Source organism: Advenella sp. RU8 (assembly GCF_048381675.1).
Taxonomy (GTDB): domain Bacteria; phylum Pseudomonadota; class Gammaproteobacteria; order Burkholderiales; family Burkholderiaceae_B; genus Advenella.
Genome location: NZ_JBLWIS010000004.1, coordinates 198,335 through 213,230 on the forward strand (window position 1 = coordinate 198,335; position 14,896 = coordinate 213,230).

A 14,896-nucleotide genomic window follows, 5' to 3' on the forward strand; every position below is an offset into this window, starting at 1 on the left:
CAAGGGCGCGTATTTTAACGGTTAAGCCGTTAAAATACGCTATGTTCCCTGAAAACTATATTGACCGTGGGATTATTGGCCGTATTGTGCCTTGGCTACCTGGCGCCAGTGATGTAAAAGAGGCTCGGTATAACCGTTAGGTTGGGTCAGCCCCTTGAAGATCAGGTCGCTGGCGGCCCTGAATGCAGGAGAGTGATCAAAGTTGCCGACCATCGGCCGGTAGGCCGGATCGCCTTCATTTTGCTGGTCAACCACGGCGGCCATGCGCTCAAGGGTGTTACGGACCTGCTCTTCGCTCACAATGCCATGGCGCAGCCAGTTGGCAATGTGCTGGCTGGAAATTCGCAGGGTGGCACGGTCTTCCATCAGGCCGATATCGTGGATATCAGGTACTTTGGAGCAACCAATTCCCTGGTCAACCCAACGTACCACATAACCCAGGATACCCTGGGCATTGTTGTCGAGCTCTTCCTGTTTCTCGGCGTCGCTCCAGTTGGTGTTTTCCGCTACCGGAATGGTCAGGATGTTGTCCAGGTAGTCGGAAGTATCGCCTTCCAGGCTTTTCTGGACTTCTTTCACGTTGACTTGATGATAATGCAGGGCATGCAGGGTGGCGGCCGTGGGTGAGGGTACCCAGGCGGTATTGGCACCGGCTTTCAGGTGACCGATTTTCTGTTCGATCATGGCCGCCATTAAATCGGGCATGGCCCACATGCCTTTGCCGATTTGTGCCTTGCCAACCAGGCCGCAGGCCAGGCCGGTTTGCACGTTGTTGCGCTCGTAGGCGTCAATCCAGGCGGTTTTTTTGATGTCGCCCTTGCGGATCATGGGGCCGGCTTCCATGGAAGTATGGATTTCGTCACCGGTACGGTCAAGGAAACCGGTATTGATGAAGGCGATGCGCTCCCGGGCTTCGTAAACGCAGGCTTTCAGGTTGACACTGGTACGGCGTTCTTCGTCCATGACCCCCATTTTGATGGTGTTGGGGGCCAGGCCCAGCAGTTGTTCGGTACGGTTGAACAGTTTGTTGGCGAAAGCGACTTCGCTGGGGCCGTGCATTTTGGGTTTCACGATATAAATGGAGCCGGTGCGTGAGTTGCCGCCTTCCTTGCGTTTAAGGTCGTGAATGGCGATCAGGCTGGTAATGACGGCATCCATCATGCCTTCGGGCACTTCGTTGCCGTTTTGATCCAGGATGGCCGGATTGGTCATGAGGTGGCCCACATTGCGGATGAGCATCATGGAGCGGCCGGGCAGTGATTGGATTTGGCCCGCTGGGTTGGTGAAGGTGCGATCAGGATTCAGGCTACGGGTAAAGGTTTTGCCGTTTTTAGTAATGGACTCGCTTGCGCTGCCGTCCATTAAGCCCAGCCAGTTACTGTAGGCCAGTACTTTGTCTTCGGCATCTACCGCGGCGATAGAATCTTCACAGTCGATAATGGAACTCAAGGCCGCTTCAAGCAGCAGGTCTTTGACACCGGCCGGGTCTTGTTGGCCAATCGGGTGGTTGCGGTCTATCTGGATTTCAAAGTGCAGGCCGTTATGCCTGAGAACGATGGCTTCAGGATTGGCAGCATCGCCACGGTGACCCAGGAAGCATTCTGGGCTGGCCAGGCCGGTTTGGCTGGCGTCTTTAAGGGTGGCGGTAAAGGTACCGTTTTGCACACTATACTGCGTAACTTCTTTGTGCGAGCCTTTGAGCAAAGGAATGCTTTGGTCCAGGAAGTCGCGGCCATAGGCAATGACCTTTTCTCCGCGCACCGGATTGTAGCCGCCTTCGCGGCTGGCGCCGTTTTCTTCGCCAATCGCATCGGTGCCGTACAGGGCATCGTACAGGCTGCCCCAGCGTGCGTTGGCGGCATTCAGGGCATAGCGGATATTGGTGATGGGTACTACCAGTTGCGGGCCGCCCTGATCGGAAAACTCGTAATCAATATTGGCGGTGCTGACCTTGAAATCGGCTGGTACGTCTTTCAGGTAGCCGATTTCTTTTAAAAATGCCTTGTAGGCAGCCATGTTTTTGATGGGGCCGGGGTTTTTGCGGTACCAGTTGTCGAACTCGGCCTGAATGCGGTCGCGCTCGGCAAGCAATGCCTTGTTTTCAGGGGCAAGGTCGTGAATCAGGGCATCAAAGCCTTTCCAGAAGGCATCGGGGTCGACACCGGTTCCGGGCAGTGCACGGGTATCAATGAAATCTTTAAGTACCGTGGCAACTTGCAAACGGTGGCATTGGATTCGGTTGGTCATGTTTGGCTCCATCATTATGATTCACGAGTATAGTTGGATAATGCGTCAATGCTATTATGACGCGATGCACTATAAGCCTCAAGGTAGTTGGGGTAAACATAGTTTTTACTTTTAGTAAAAAGCAATATTCATTTTTAGTTTATAAACGGAAGTGTTGGTTTATGCAAAACCTGTTCAATCATTATCCTGAAAAAGCCTTGCTGGTTGAAGGCGTGGCCGGTAGCGGGAAGTCCACCCTGATTGCGGAAGAGGCTCGGCATTGTGTGCCTGGCGCTCCCACACTGCTGATGACATTCAGCCGTGCCGGGCGTGATGTATTAAGTGGCTATATGCAAAAAAGGGGGCTGGTTTCGGCCGAACAGCCCAACCTGACCATCAGTACGATTGACGGATTGGCACACCAACTGTTGCGCCGCCTGGGGGATGAGCGTTATGTCCTGGATCGCGATGCGGTCGTGCGGGAGTTGTTGCCGCAATTGGTGGAAGAGGCTTGTGAGGAAGGTTTTGACTGGGAATTTACGGCACCGCAGATTAATGAAGAGCACATGAATGCGCTGATGGCGGATCTGGATTTTTTCCGAGCTTCCCGGGCCTGGGAGGCTGAGTCTGCTGAAGATTGTGAATTCATCTGTGAGGGCAAGCTTAATTTTGATTACCGTTTTGTGCGTCGTGTGTTTTATGCCTATGACTCGTATCGCGCCCATTGGCCCGGACCCGAGGCCGGCACGGAAAGCCTTTTGCTTGACCCTTATGTGGCTCCTGGCCAAAGAACCGGAAAATTCGGATTCCGGCTGATTTCCGAGGCCGTGTTCGACCTGCTGGAGCGCTTGGAGTCCGAGACCCTGGAAGATCGTTACATGGGCGGCTACCGGTTTGTGTTCATTGATGAATTTCACGATACGACCCCCTTGCAACTGGCTTTCCTGTTCAGGATCTTAAGTCCGCAGGCCCGCATCCTGGCGGTGGGAGACCGGATGCAGAATATTTTTGCCTGGCGTGGCACCGATACCGATGCGGTATTTAATACTTATGTACAGCATTATTCGGCCCGCATTATCCATTCCCTGCAAACGTACCGTTTTGGCGATAGCCTGGCCGAGCTGGCCGGTAAGCTGACAGGCCGTGCATTGACGTCAATCGCCAAACACAAAACCAGCATTACGCCGGTCAGCGGGCCCATGGCTGATTTACTGCCACAGATCAAGCCGGCCCGCCTGCCCCATTTGGCTGTGGTGTGCCGTAATGGCGCCGACCGGGTCAGTGCCGCTTTCGATGTCTTCAATAGCAGTGACAGCTGTCCTGCTCTGGCTTATCCACTGGTGAATACGTTTGCCGCCAGTATGCTGGTGTATTTGTATTCCGTACGCTTTCCACGCCTGGCGCCGATGGTTAATAAAATGGATGAGGCGGTATTGCAGTTTTTAAGCCTGCCGCATTGCCTGCTGGACGAGCAGGCCAAACATGAAATCGCCCATAAGGCGACCCCCGGTAGTTTGCGCATGTATCTGGATTTGCACCTGCGGGGTGGTTCGGTTAAAGGGGAGGCCTTTTCCGATGAGATGAAAAATGCCCTGCAATGGTGGATTGGGCAAAAAGACGCGAAGGCCGGCTTGGTGGCAGAACTGGAAACCTTTGCCCGCATGTCGGGGCTGTTCAGCCTGGGCGCCAGCCAGCACAGGGTGCTGGAACAGGCCGCCTGGTTTTCATGGCGGGGCTTGTTGCAGTTTTTGTCAAACCGGCAGGCAAGCAGCGAGCAATGGCCTGCCTTGTATGCCAGGCTTTTGGCCAGCTGGAAAGCGCGTGGTGGCATCCGGTTTTATACCGTTAGCGAGGCCAAGGGACGTGAGTTTGATGAGGTGCTGGTTTATAACGCCAACCTGAGGGGATTCTGCACCCGGGGTAGTGACGATGCGATAGAACGCAACCGCTTTTATGTTGCAATTACACGCGCAAAAAAATCGCTGTTTCTTTTAGCCGGCTAGCCAAAGTCTACAGCGATGGGATGGGATATTTACAGCCAGTGTTTATGGCAATTGCTGGCTGTAAAAGTTTTTATTGATCGACGAAAGCGCGTTCAACGACATAAGCACCCGGTTTTGAGGTGCTGCCTTCGTTGAAGCCGCGTTTTTCCAGAATGGGCTTAAGGTCACGCAGCAGGCCAGGGCTACCGCAGATCATGACGCGATCTTCTTCGGGGTTGAGTTCAGGGACATTCAGGTCGGTGAACAACTTGCCGTTTTCGATAAGATCGGTAACGCGGCCTTGGTTTTCGAACGGTTCGCGGGTAACCGTGGGATAATACTTAAGCTGATTGGTGATCATTTCACCCAGGAATTCGTCTTTGGGCAATTCGTTGGTGAAATAATCGCGGTAGCACAATTCGTTAACGAAACGCACCCCGTGCACCAGAATGACCTCTTCAAAACGCTCGTAGGTTTCGGGGTCGCGCATGATGCTAAGGAAGGGTGCCAAGCCAGTGCCGGTTGAGAGCATATACAGGCGTTTGCCAGGCAAGAGGTAATCGATTAGCAGTGTGCCGGTGGGTTTGCGGCCAATAATGATGTTATCGCCAACCTTGATGTGCTGCAAACGTGAAGTCAGCGGGCCGTCGGGCACCTTGATGCTCAGGAACTCGAGGTGTTCTTCGTAGTTGGGGCTGGCAATACTGTAGGCGCGCAGTAGCGGTTTGCCATCAACCGGCAAGCCGATCATGGTGAAGTGGCCGTTATTGAAACGAAGGGCCTGGTCACGGGTGGTAGTGAAACTGAAAAGACGATCTGTCCAGTGGTGGACACTTAATACTTTGCCTTCAAGAAAAGCAGCAGCCATAAACGATTGACCTGTTGGAGTTATTAAAAAAAGAATTTGTTATTCTACAAAAGAAAGCAAAATAATTTCTTGAATATAATCAAACTATCTTCTTTTAATTAATCAAAAAGCAGTAAATTACTATCAATTTCGTTTTTTTCAGGTTAAATCCGCCTTTTTCCAATTATTCAGTAATAAGTTTATAAAAAGCTTGTCTATTGCCTGTGGCAGGGAGTCTACAAATATGGTTATGAAAGCATTTTCCAGAAAAATCTGGCAATGGAGTTTTGGTTCGCTGCTGGCCGTGTCGGTTTCGGCAACGGCATATGCACAGGACGTGATCCGCATTGGAGAAATCAACAGTTATAAAACCATACCGGCTTTTTTAGAGCCGTACAAGAAAGGGATAGATCTGGCTGTTGAGCAAATCAATCAGGCGGGTGGCCTGAATGGCAAGAAAGTGGAAGTCCTGATTCGTGATGATGCAGGCAACCAGGGCAATGCCATTCGCGAAGCCCAGCAGTTGATTACCCGTGACAAGGTTGATGTGCTGACGGGTAGCTTCCTGTCTAATATTGGCCTGGCACTGGCCGATTTTGCCAAACAGAAAAAAGTGTTCTTCCTGGCCGGAGAACCGCTGACTGACAAAATCGTTTGGGAAAATGGCAACCGTTATACCTATCGCCTGCGTGATTCCACTTATATGAAAGTGGCCATGCTGATTCCCGAAGCGGTCAAAATGAACAAAAAACGCTGGGCCCTGGTGTACCCCAATTACGAGTACGGCCAGTCTGCTATTGAGTCTTTCAAGAAACTGCTGAAAGAACAGCAGCCCGATGTTGAATTCGTGGCCGAGCAGGCCGTGACCCTGAACAAGATTGACGCGGGCAACGTGGTGCAGGCCCTGGCCGATGCCAAGCCCGATGCACTGTTCAACGTCCTGTTTAGCACCGATTTGACCAAATTCGTGCGGGCCGGCAAGACGCGTCAGTTCTTTGACAACTTGCCGGTGGTTAGTTTGTTAACCGGCGAACCCGAGTATCTGGACCCGCTGGGTGAAGATACGCCCAAAGGCTGGTTTGTGACCGGTTATCCTTGGTATGCGATTGATACCCCCGAGCACAATGCGTTCCTGAAGGCCTACCAGGACAAGTTCAATGATTATCCGCGGGCCGGTTCGATTGTGGGTTATGCCATGATCATGTCACTGGCCGAAGGCATCAAGGCCGCCGGTTCCACCGATACCGAAGCTCTGATCAAGGCTTTCAAGGGCCTGAAAGTGCAAACGCCTTTTGGTGAAATCATGTACCGCGATATTGACAACCAGTCCACCATGGGTGCCTATGTAGGCAGGCTGGATGTCAAGGACGGCAAGGGTATCATGACCGATATCAGCTATGTTGACGGTAAAGATGTACAGCCTTCCGACGAGGAAGTGAAAAAAATGCGGCCAGCCGAATAAGCCACAATGGATGCTTCGGGTTTAATTGTTCAGCTGCTGAACGGTCTGGCGGGAACCTCATCCCTGTTTCTGGTTGCCGCTGGCCTGTCATTGATCTTCGGGGTGACCCGGATTATCAATTTCGCCCATGGGTCCCTGTATATGCTGGGCATCTATATTGCCTATTCGCTTACGTCGTGGCTGGGCGGTACGGTGCTGGGATTCTGGGGCAGCTTGCTTGCTGCGGGGCTGGTGGTGGCCATACTGGGCGTGCTTATTGAAGTGTTCCTGCTGCGGCGCATCTACCGGGCCCCTGAACTGTTCCAGTTGTTGGCTACCTTTGCACTGGTGCTGATTGCCAGCGATGCGGCCCACTGGCTATGGGGGCCTGAAGACCTGCTGGGCATGCAGGCACCGGGGCTGGAAGGGGCGATACCCGTTTTGGGACGCATGTTTCCCACTTATAACATTTTCCTGATTATCATCGGCCCCTTGGTATTGCTGCTGTTGTGGTGGTTGCTGAACCGTACCCGCTGGGGCACATTTGTGCGTGCGGCCACCCAGGACAAGGAAATGCTGGGGGCGCTGGGCGTGAACCAGGCCTGGCTGTTTACCGGTGTGTTTGCGCTGGGCTCTTTTCTGGCCGGCCTGGGTGGCGCGCTGGAGCTGCCTAATGAGCCTGCCAGCTTGGGACTGGACATGCGTATTATTGGTGATGCCTTTGCGGTGGTAGTCGTGGGCGGCATGGGTTCTATTCCGGGGGCTTTTTTGGCAGCCTTGCTGATTACCGAAATGAAGGCCCTCTGTATCTGGCTGGGTACGGTACAAATTTTCGGCCTGCAGGTAGAGTTTTCTCAGTTGACCATGGTGGTTGAGTTCCTGATTATGGCGCTGGTGCTGGTGTTCAGGCCTTGGGGCTTGTTGGGCAAGGAGCAGGCTGCCTCCCGCAATTCGGCACCGGTTGAGGCACCCATTCGCCCGGCCGGCCGCTTCCTTAAAGTGGTCGCTTGCCTGGTATTGTTGTTGGCCGGAGTGCCGCTGCTTGAAGACTCCTTCCCCTATTTAATGATCCTGATGCAGGATGCCCTGATTGCCGTGCTGTTTGCGACCAGCCTGCATTTTATTGCCGGGCCGGCCGGCATGCATACCTTTGGCCACGCGGCCTATTTTGGCCTGGGGGCTTATGCCGCTGCCTTGCTGATGCAGAAAACCGGCCTGCCGCTGGAAGCGACTCTGTTCATCGCACCCCTTTTTGCCGCCTTGGGCGCCTTGGTCTATGGTTGGTTTTGTGTGCGCCTGTCAGGCATTTACCTGGCCATGCTAACCCTGGCATTTGCGCAAATTACCTGGTCGGTGGTGTTCCAGTGGGACAGTTTTACCGGCGGCTCCAATGGCCTGATCGGCATCTGGCCGCCAGACTGGTTAAGCAGTCCGCAATCTTATTATTACTTTACGCTGGTCATTGTGGCTGGCAGCGTGTTGATTTTGCGTCGCCTGCTGTTTTCACCGTTTGGCTATGCCATGCGCGCCGGGCGTGATTCGGTATTGCGCAGCGATGCGATTGGCATTAACGTGAAACAGACGCAATGGCTGGCGTTTGTGATTGCCGGCCTTTTTGCCGGACTGGCCGGTGTGCTTTACGTGTACTCCAAAGGTAGCGTTTCTCCTGAAGAACTGCATATCAGTAAGTCGGTTGACGGTTTGGTGATGGTATTGCTGGGAGGAGTCCAGTCTTTGCTGGGGCCTATCGTGGGCGCTTTTTTGTATACCGTTCTGCATGATTATGTGCTGGGTATTACCGATTACTGGAAAGCCCTGTTCGGCCTGGTCATTTTAGTGCTGGTATTGCTGTTTCCACAGGGGATTGCCGGGTTTTTTGCCCAATTGGGCAGTCGTTCTCAAGTGCGTGTCTCGCGCGACGGAGGCCGGCCATGAGTTTGTTGCAGGTCCGTGATCTTCATAAAGCCTATGGCGATTTCCGGGCGGTCCAGGGCGTGAGCTTTGGCCTTGAGCCGGGTGAAATGCTGGCCCTGATCGGCCCTAACGGGGCCGGCAAGTCAACCACCTTCAATATGATTGGCGGGCAGATTGCGGCCAATCAGGGTACGGTTTGCCTGCAAGGCAAGGAAATTTTGGGGAGGCAGGCTCGTGATATCTGGCAACTGGGAGTTGGCCGCACTTTTCAGATTGCCGCCACCTTCGCTTCCTTGACGGTGGTGGAAAACGTGCAAATGACCCTGTTGTCATTTCACCGGAAAATATTTTCGTTTTTCAGGCCGGCGGCTTCGCAGTACCGGCAGCAGGCATTGGACCTGTTGGCGCAGGTGGGCATGGAAGACCAGGCCGACCGGCCCTGCAGCGAACTGGCTTATGGCGATGTGAAGCGCGTGGAACTGGCCATGGCATTGGCCAATGATCCGGTTTTATTGCTCATGGATGAACCCACGGCCGGTATGGCCCCGCAGGAACGTAATGAATTGATGGCCCTGACGCGCAAACTGGCCAAGCAGCGCAAGATGGGCGTGCTGTTTACCGAGCACAGCATGGACGTGGTGTTTGCCTATGCTGACCGCATTATCGTGCTGGCTGCAGGCTGGTTGATCGCGGAAGGTACACCGGAAGAAATCCGCAATCACCCGCAGGTCAGGGAGGTTTACCTGGGCTCTGGAATTGGATTGGAAAAATTGAAAGAAGGGTTGTCATCATGAGTGCCGTCTTGCCGGAAAAATCAACCCCGCTGGCGGGTGATGCCGGTCTGTTAAGCGTTGCGGGCCTGAATGCCTGGTATGGCGCTGCCCATATCCTGTTCGATGTGAACCTGACGGTGGGCCAGGGTGAAGTGGTGGCCCTGATGGGGCGCAATGGCGCGGGCAAGTCAACTACGCTCAAATCCATCATGGGCCTGCTTGATCGCAGCAGTGGCAAGATCATGTTCATGGGTCAGGATATCTCCCGTTGGCCACCTTACCGGATTGCCCGGCAAGGCCTTGGCTATGTGCCCGAAGACCGACGCGTGTTTTCCGACCTGAGCGTAACCGAAAACCTGGACGTGGGACGCCAGCCAATGCGGCATTGGCCCGATGGCCGCGAAGCCGTTTTCTGGACCCGTGAATCCCTGTTTTCCCTGTTTCCCAACCTGGGCAAGATGCTGGACCGGCCCGGTGGCAAGATGAGCGGTGGTGAGCAGCAAATGCTTAGCGTGGCGCGAACCCTGATGGGCAACCCTTTCATGGTGCTACTGGATGAACCCTCGGAGGGGGTGGCACCCGTGGTGGTGGAGCAAATGGCCCGCATGATCCTGGCCCTGAAAGAAAAAGGCATTGGCATCTTGTTGTCCGAACAGAACCTGCCTTTTGCCGAATTGGTATCAGACCGGGCCTATGTGCTTGAAAAGGGACAGGTGAAGTTTAGCGGGTCCATCCAGTCATTGATGGAAAATGAAGCCGTCAAACGGGCTTATCTGACCGTTTGAGCGGGCTTTTAGTGTACGGCAAGACGCCGTTTGATCCATCTTAACAGTCCCCCCAGCAGGGGGAATTTTTCATACAGTTCTTCTGCCACGTCCCAATAGTCGCGGTGGTAGCTGACCATGCCTTTTTCATTGAAAATCACATGGCTGGCGCCGTGGATGGTTTGCTTTTTATCGGGTTTGGTGCTTTTGAAATAAAAGGTGAAATCCCAGATCAGGAAGCAATGATTGTCCTGGGCTATACATTGCAAAATAGTGAATTTCGGTTTATTTAAAGCTTCAAACATATGTTCGAATATTTTTTTGATTTGCGCAGGGCCCTGTATTTCATTGAAGGGATCTTTGAAACTTGCCTTTGCGTCATAAATGGCAGCCAGCTGCTCAAGATTGCCAGGGGTGAGGGTTGAGTAAAACCCGGTAAAGCGCTTGAGGCCGGCAGTAATTTCAGGATTGGCAGGTGTCATGGCATTCTCATTGTGTTCAATCGATGGGTTACAGCCCGGTTATTTTGCGGACCAGCCGAAAATACAGCGGGTAGGGCAGGATTCTTAATAAACGCATGACCAGCGTGAATTTTTTTGGGAAATCAATGTGGAAGCGGCCTTTCTCCCAGCCGGCCAGGATATGGGCGGCCGCTTGTTCGGGCGCTATCAGGCCCGGCATGGAAAAATCATTTTGCGCGGTGAGCGGTGTTTGCACAAATCCTGGATTAATCAGGCTGATTCCCAGCCCACGGTCATGCAGGTCAAGATACAGGCACTCGGCCAGGTTGATGAGCGCCGCCTTGGTGGGGCCATAGGCAAGGCTTTTGGGCAGGCCACGAAAACCGGCGACACTGCTGATCAGGCTGATATGGCCATGTCCCTGTTCCAGCATCATGGGAATAAGACGATCCAGCAAGTGCAGCAGGCCGGTCACGTTGATTTGCTGATGATGCAGCATTTCTTCAAGATGGTATTCGGTGGCCCTTAGCGGCTTGTAATGGCCGGCACAATAGCACACCAGGTCGGGGCATCCGATACTGCTTGCCAGGGTATCAAGTGCCTGTGTCAGGGTTTCAGGCTGGCTTACATCCAATGGCAACGCCAGGCAGCCGGGGTGTTTGTTTACAAAAGCGTCCAGCGCCGCACGATTGCGCGCCGAAACAATCACGGTGGCCTTTTGGGCGGCCAGTTTTTCAGCCAGGGCCAGCCCTATGCCGCTGGATGCGCCAATCAGCCAGATACGCTTGTTTTGCCAGCTGGTGACGGGAGGGTTCAGGTTCATCATGGCTTGTAAAATGATAAAGTCACTTCGCCCAGCTTGATGCCGAATTTGCTCATGGTAGCCTTGTTAAGCATGACCCGGTCATCCATCAGGTACATCCAGTCATCAAATTGTACGGAATACACTTTGCCATCCACTGGCAGCTTGAGGGTGTAATGCCAGTTAAAGGCATTGCCCGAAACCTGTCCCTGGGCTGTGCCCTCGACATCCCCGGCGGTGCCGGTATAGCGGCCATCGGGAAGTTTTTCAAGCCGCCATACCCGGCGCTCTTTGGTACCGTCAGAATAGGTGAAGTGTTCGTCCAGAACACCCTTGTTGCCGGTCCAGCTGCCTTCCATTTTGACAATGAACCGCTTGACGACTTTACCGCTGCGATCCTGGAAAATACCGTGTGCTTCAAGCGGGCCATTGAAATAAGTGGCCAGATCAAGGGTGGGTTTTTCATTTTTATAGTCGGCCAGTTGTTGTCCGGCGCAGCCCACCAGGGCAAGGGCGGAAAGCAGGGCCGTGACTGAAAAAAGAAGACGTTTCTTCATGAGTAAAGTTCCTGAGGTGAGTGTGGTGCGTGGAAAAAACGGTACAGCGCCCAGGCGGCAAAAAGTTTAAGCAGGCAGGGTAATCCAGCATACACCAGGCTTAGCATTTGCAGTGCCTGCGCGTCATGGGTGCCGGGTGTGTAACCCAACCATTCCAGCAAGGGCAAGGTCAGGCCGGCGGCCAGCGCCAGGTTGGCCTTGGTCATGAAATTCCACCAGCCCAGATAGGCGCCTTCATGTTTGTCGCCGTCACCCAGTGAACGGATCAGGCCCGCCAGAAGGGCACCCGGCAAGGCCAGGTCGGCGCCCACGGCAAAACCCGAAAATGCACAGATAACGGCAAAATAAAGGACATCGCCTTCACCCAAGAAGAGTGTCCAGACAAACACGATAATGGATAACAGCATGCCGCTTAACCAGGTTTTGGCCAGGCCGATGCGGCGCACGATATATAGCCAGCAAGGCATGGATAATGCCGCACATAGAAAATACAGGCCTAAAAACCAGGGTTCGCTGGCCAGGGGCGCGCGGATGCGGTCCTGGATGAAAAACAGTACGAGTGTGGCAGGAACGGCCGAAGCGATTCCGTTGAGCGAAAAGACCAGCAATAGGTTTCGAAACGGCGCCTGACTGAACGGATGCCAGACAGAAGTGGCCTGGGTGGTGTGCAAGGCACGGGAAGCCGGTTTATGGGCAAAGCTTAAACCGAACAAGCCAAGGCCCATGCACGCCACGAAGCTTGTTAGCATGGCCCCATAACCCAGCCACCCGGGAATCGCCGAGGCCAGCATGACACCGATCAGCCCGGCACTTTCCCGTGCAGCCACAATTTTGCCTCGCATGACGGCATCACCACCCAGCCGGGCGCCCCATGACTGGTGCATGATCATCAGGAAACTGTAGGCAGTATAGGTGATGAGCAGGCAGGTGGCGATCCATAAAATCAGTGTTGATCCTGAGGTGGCAAGCGCGGGAGGAAAGAGCAATCCGGCCAGGCCTGCTACGAGGACCACTGCAGTCAGGCCAATAAAGGTCATGACGTTGGCATTGGCCCGGTTGAACAGGACATCGCTCAGGCGGCCAAGCAAGGGATCAGTCAGGGCATCAAACAGCCGGCTTGCCAGGAAGAGCAATCCCAGGACGGTAAGCGAAACCCCGAATTCATTGGCATAGTAATTGGGCAGCAGGATATAAAGCGGTAGTGCAATGAAGGCCAGTGGCAGGCCCAAAGTCCCGTAGCGTACTGCCTGTCGCAGGGTAAAACTGGCCGTTGCTGTCATGATTTATTCAGGCCTGTTCAGTTGCGAGCTGGTTTGCCCAGGGCAAGCAAGGACTGTCGCAAGTCTGGTTCCGAGGTTTTTTCAGATAGCCAGATGCCAAAAAACAGGGTTGAAAATTCAGGGTCGCGAATGCTGCCAAGCGGGCGCCCGGATTGCATGAATACCGCACCGCCGTCAGGTTGGTGCAAGCCCAGAATCTGGTCACCTTCCTTGACGTCAGGCAGAATATCGCTTAGCGCCTGTTGCCATTTTTCCTGTTGGGCCTGCGTAAAATTGCCAATCCGGCGCATCTCTTCCAGCGAGCGCTCGGCAATTGCTTTACCTGTGAAGGATCTTGAATAAGTCAGTTCAAGTGCCAGGGGGTAATCTTCATAGCGTTGCGGGTTAAAACCGGGGGCAGCCCATAGCGAGGCCTGGTAAATATTCCATCCCAGGAATCGCATGGTGGCATTGCCCACCGGCTGCAAATTGGCCGGCAGGGTTGCTGTCATGGCATTTTCGGTAACCGGATTCGCCTTGGTGGCCGCCAGCGCGTATGGCACCGTGCCACAGCTGGCGGCAAGGATTAGCATGGTCAATAAACGGGTAGCGTTCATTTTTTACTCCTTGACAAGCGTCAGTTGCATGACATTGATACTGCCTTCCGTGAAAGCGGCTTCACAATAGGCCAGGTAAAATTCCCATGTCCGCATGAAGTTTTCATCAAAGCCCAGTTGTGTGACCTGGGCTTTTTTGCTCAGGAAATCTTCGCGCCAGAGCTTGCAGGTTTTGGCATAATCCTGGCCAAATGAAAATTCATTTTCCAGTTTCAGCCCTGCCTTGCGTATCTGTTGGTGCAATTGGCTTGTAGAGGGCAGGCAGCCGCCGGGGAAAATGTATTGTTGAATGAAATCGGTGCCATTGATGTAGCGTTCGTACAATTCATCATCAATCACGATGCTCTGTATGCAGGCACGCCCACCCTGTTTTAGCAGGCGGTTGATGGATTGAAAATAAACCGGCCAGTATTCTTTGCCGACCGCTTCGATCATTTCAATCGAGCAGATGGCATCAAAGGCTTCGTCGTTGATATCGCGATAGTCCTGCAGGCGTAAATCGGCCTGTGTGGCCATGCCCAGCCTTTCCATGCGTTGTTGGGCAAAGGCCAGCTGTTCGCTGGAGAGCGTGACCCCGGTAGGGCGGGCCTTGAACTGTACCGCTGCCATCTCGGCCAGGGCACCCCAGCCACAACCAATTTCCAGCAAGCGGTCGCCCGGCTTTAATTGCACCATATCCAGTGCACGCTTTACTTTTGCCCACTGGGCAGTTTCAAGATCTGCTTCCGGGTTGGCGTCAAACAGGGCGCTGGAATAATTCATGCTTTTATCCAGCCACAAGGAATAAAACTCATTGCCCAGGTCATAGTGGGCATGAATGTTTTTGCGGCTATTGCTGCGCGTATTGCGATTCAGTAAATGGCGAATGCGGTAAGCCAGCCGTCCCAGCCAGTTTCCATAAATCAGCAGACTTAGTTGCTGGCGATTGCGTACCAGCAGGGTCAGCAGGGCGGGCAGGTCTGATGTGCTCCAGTCACCCGCAATATAGGTTTCGGCAAAACCGATGTCACCGGATTTGAAGACGGCACTGCAAACATTCCAGTTATGCAGGTGCAGGACAGGAATGCCCTGGTTTGCGCTTGTCTCCTGGGTACCAAACAGATGGGATTGGCCGTTAGGCAGTACAACAATCAATTTGCCATATTGCAAATGGCTGAGTAAGCGAAAAGCATTTTTGACACTGGCCGGGACATTGTCGGGCAAGTTAAGGGTTTGGTGGGTGCTAGCGGTGTTGGTATTCATCTTGAATAGTC

13 protein-coding genes are annotated in these 14,896 nt (G+C 53.6%); 5 read left to right on the top strand and 8 right to left on the bottom strand.

What is annotated here, in order from left to right; all coding sequences use genetic code 11:
* Nucleotides 1-72 precede the first annotated feature (72 nt).
* Complete coding sequence (locus ACM5Q9_RS07420) at nucleotides 73-2,247, bottom strand: malate synthase G (RefSeq protein ID WP_418144092.1); 2,175 nt, start codon at nucleotides 2,245-2,247, stop codon at nucleotides 73-75.
* 161 nt (nucleotides 2,248-2,408) lie between these two features.
* Here ACM5Q9_RS07420 and ACM5Q9_RS07425 point away from each other — a divergent pair, with 161 nt between their 5' ends.
* Nucleotides 2,409-4,229 carry a UvrD-helicase domain-containing protein gene (locus ACM5Q9_RS07425; RefSeq protein WP_418144093.1) on the top strand — a complete coding sequence of 607 codons (1,821 nt, stop codon included), beginning with the start codon at nucleotides 2,409-2,411 and terminating at the stop codon, nucleotides 4,227-4,229.
* 70 nt (nucleotides 4,230-4,299) lie between these two features.
* On the opposite strand, the gene ACM5Q9_RS07430 is transcribed toward ACM5Q9_RS07425, so the two are convergent.
* Entirely contained in the window at nucleotides 4,300-5,076 is a 777-nt protein-coding gene (locus ACM5Q9_RS07430; protein WP_418144095.1) for a ferredoxin--NADP reductase, read from the bottom strand.
* Between the two features lie 229 nt (nucleotides 5,077-5,305).
* Between ACM5Q9_RS07430 and ACM5Q9_RS07435 the strand changes: the two genes are divergently transcribed.
* From ACM5Q9_RS07435 to ACM5Q9_RS07450, 4 genes are read left to right on the top strand one after another with little or no spacing between them, the layout of a single operon-like run.
* On the top strand, nucleotides 5,306-6,517 hold the full coding sequence (locus tag ACM5Q9_RS07435) for an ABC transporter substrate-binding protein (protein WP_418144168.1): 1,212 nt from the start codon (nucleotides 5,306-5,308) through the stop codon (nucleotides 6,515-6,517).
* A 6-nt stretch (nucleotides 6,518-6,523) separates the two neighbouring features.
* Nucleotides 6,524-8,431 (top strand): ABC transporter permease, encoded by a 1,908-nt coding sequence (locus ACM5Q9_RS07440; protein WP_418144096.1) that lies wholly within the window; start codon nucleotides 6,524-6,526, stop codon nucleotides 8,429-8,431.
* Nucleotides 8,428-9,204: an ABC transporter ATP-binding protein gene (locus ACM5Q9_RS07445; RefSeq protein ID WP_418144097.1), complete on the top strand. Its 777-nt coding sequence runs from the start codon at nucleotides 8,428-8,430 to the stop codon at nucleotides 9,202-9,204. The genes ACM5Q9_RS07440 and ACM5Q9_RS07445 overlap by 4 nt, the downstream gene beginning before the upstream one ends.
* Nucleotides 9,201-9,968, top strand: a complete 768-nt coding sequence (locus ACM5Q9_RS07450) for an ABC transporter ATP-binding protein (protein WP_418144098.1) — start codon at nucleotides 9,201-9,203, stop codon at nucleotides 9,966-9,968. Before ACM5Q9_RS07445 ends, ACM5Q9_RS07450 begins: the two co-directional genes overlap by 4 nt.
* Before the next feature lie 8 nt (nucleotides 9,969-9,976).
* Here the strand turns inward: ACM5Q9_RS07450 and ACM5Q9_RS07455 are convergent, their stop codons facing one another.
* The 6 genes from ACM5Q9_RS07455 to ACM5Q9_RS07480 are packed head-to-tail and all read right to left on the bottom strand — an operon-like array spanning nucleotide 9,977 to nucleotide 14,885.
* A complete protein-coding gene (locus ACM5Q9_RS07455; protein WP_418144099.1) occupies nucleotides 9,977-10,429 on the bottom strand; it encodes a nuclear transport factor 2 family protein in 453 nt (150 codons plus the stop codon).
* Nucleotides 10,430-10,457: 28 nt separating this feature from the next.
* Nucleotides 10,458-11,231 carry an SDR family NAD(P)-dependent oxidoreductase gene (locus ACM5Q9_RS07460; protein WP_418144169.1) on the bottom strand — a complete coding sequence of 258 codons (774 nt, stop codon included), beginning with the start codon at nucleotides 11,229-11,231 and terminating at the stop codon, nucleotides 10,458-10,460.
* Nucleotides 11,231-11,767: a DUF3833 domain-containing protein gene (locus ACM5Q9_RS07465; protein ID WP_418144100.1), complete on the bottom strand. Its 537-nt coding sequence runs from the start codon at nucleotides 11,765-11,767 to the stop codon at nucleotides 11,231-11,233. Before ACM5Q9_RS07465 ends, ACM5Q9_RS07460 begins: the two co-directional genes overlap by 1 nt.
* Complete coding sequence (locus tag ACM5Q9_RS07470; protein ID WP_418144101.1) at nucleotides 11,764-13,047, bottom strand: MFS transporter; 1,284 nt, start codon at nucleotides 13,045-13,047, stop codon at nucleotides 11,764-11,766. Before ACM5Q9_RS07470 ends, ACM5Q9_RS07465 begins: the two co-directional genes overlap by 4 nt.
* 17 nt (nucleotides 13,048-13,064) lie before the next feature.
* Complete coding sequence (locus ACM5Q9_RS07475) at nucleotides 13,065-13,643, bottom strand: chalcone isomerase family protein (protein ID WP_418144102.1); 579 nt, start codon at nucleotides 13,641-13,643, stop codon at nucleotides 13,065-13,067.
* 3 nt (nucleotides 13,644-13,646) lie between these two features.
* The gene (locus ACM5Q9_RS07480; protein WP_418144103.1) at nucleotides 13,647-14,885 is read right to left on the bottom strand and encodes a class I SAM-dependent methyltransferase; all 1,239 of its coding nucleotides are present in this window, start codon (nucleotides 14,883-14,885) and stop codon (nucleotides 13,647-13,649) included.
* Nucleotides 14,886-14,896: the final 11 nt, after the last annotated feature.

Excerpts from the sequence above, each read along its gene's own strand:
- ACM5Q9_RS07450 (WP_418144098.1), top strand. The coding sequence starts at position 9,201 with ATGAGTGCCGTCTTGCCGGAAAAATCAACCCCGCTGGCGGGTGATGCC.
- ACM5Q9_RS07460 (WP_418144169.1), bottom strand. The coding sequence starts at position 11,231 with ATGAACCTGAACCCTCCCGTCACCAGCTGGCAAAACAAGCGTATCTGG.
- ACM5Q9_RS07465 (WP_418144100.1), bottom strand. The coding sequence starts at position 11,767 with ATGAAGAAACGTCTTCTTTTTTCAGTCACGGCCCTGCTTTCCGCCCTT.
- ACM5Q9_RS07470 (WP_418144101.1), bottom strand. The coding sequence starts at position 13,047 with ATGACAGCAACGGCCAGTTTTACCCTGCGACAGGCAGTACGCTACGGG.
- ACM5Q9_RS07440 (WP_418144096.1), top strand. The coding sequence starts at position 6,524 with ATGGATGCTTCGGGTTTAATTGTTCAGCTGCTGAACGGTCTGGCGGGA.
- ACM5Q9_RS07435 (WP_418144168.1), top strand. The coding sequence starts at position 5,306 with ATGAAAGCATTTTCCAGAAAAATCTGGCAATGGAGTTTTGGTTCGCTG.
- ACM5Q9_RS07455 (WP_418144099.1), bottom strand. The coding sequence starts at position 10,429 with ATGACACCTGCCAATCCTGAAATTACTGCCGGCCTCAAGCGCTTTACC.
- ACM5Q9_RS07420 (WP_418144092.1), bottom strand. The coding sequence starts at position 2,247 with ATGACCAACCGAATCCAATGCCACCGTTTGCAAGTTGCCACGGTACTT.
- ACM5Q9_RS07480 (WP_418144103.1), bottom strand. The coding sequence starts at position 14,885 with ATGAATACCAACACCGCTAGCACCCACCAAACCCTTAACTTGCCCGAC.
- ACM5Q9_RS07430 (WP_418144095.1), bottom strand. The coding sequence starts at position 5,076 with ATGGCTGCTGCTTTTCTTGAAGGCAAAGTATTAAGTGTCCACCACTGG.
- ACM5Q9_RS07445 (WP_418144097.1), top strand. The coding sequence starts at position 8,428 with ATGAGTTTGTTGCAGGTCCGTGATCTTCATAAAGCCTATGGCGATTTC.
- ACM5Q9_RS07475 (WP_418144102.1), bottom strand. The coding sequence starts at position 13,643 with ATGAACGCTACCCGTTTATTGACCATGCTAATCCTTGCCGCCAGCTGT.
- ACM5Q9_RS07425 (WP_418144093.1), top strand. The coding sequence starts at position 2,409 with ATGCAAAACCTGTTCAATCATTATCCTGAAAAAGCCTTGCTGGTTGAA.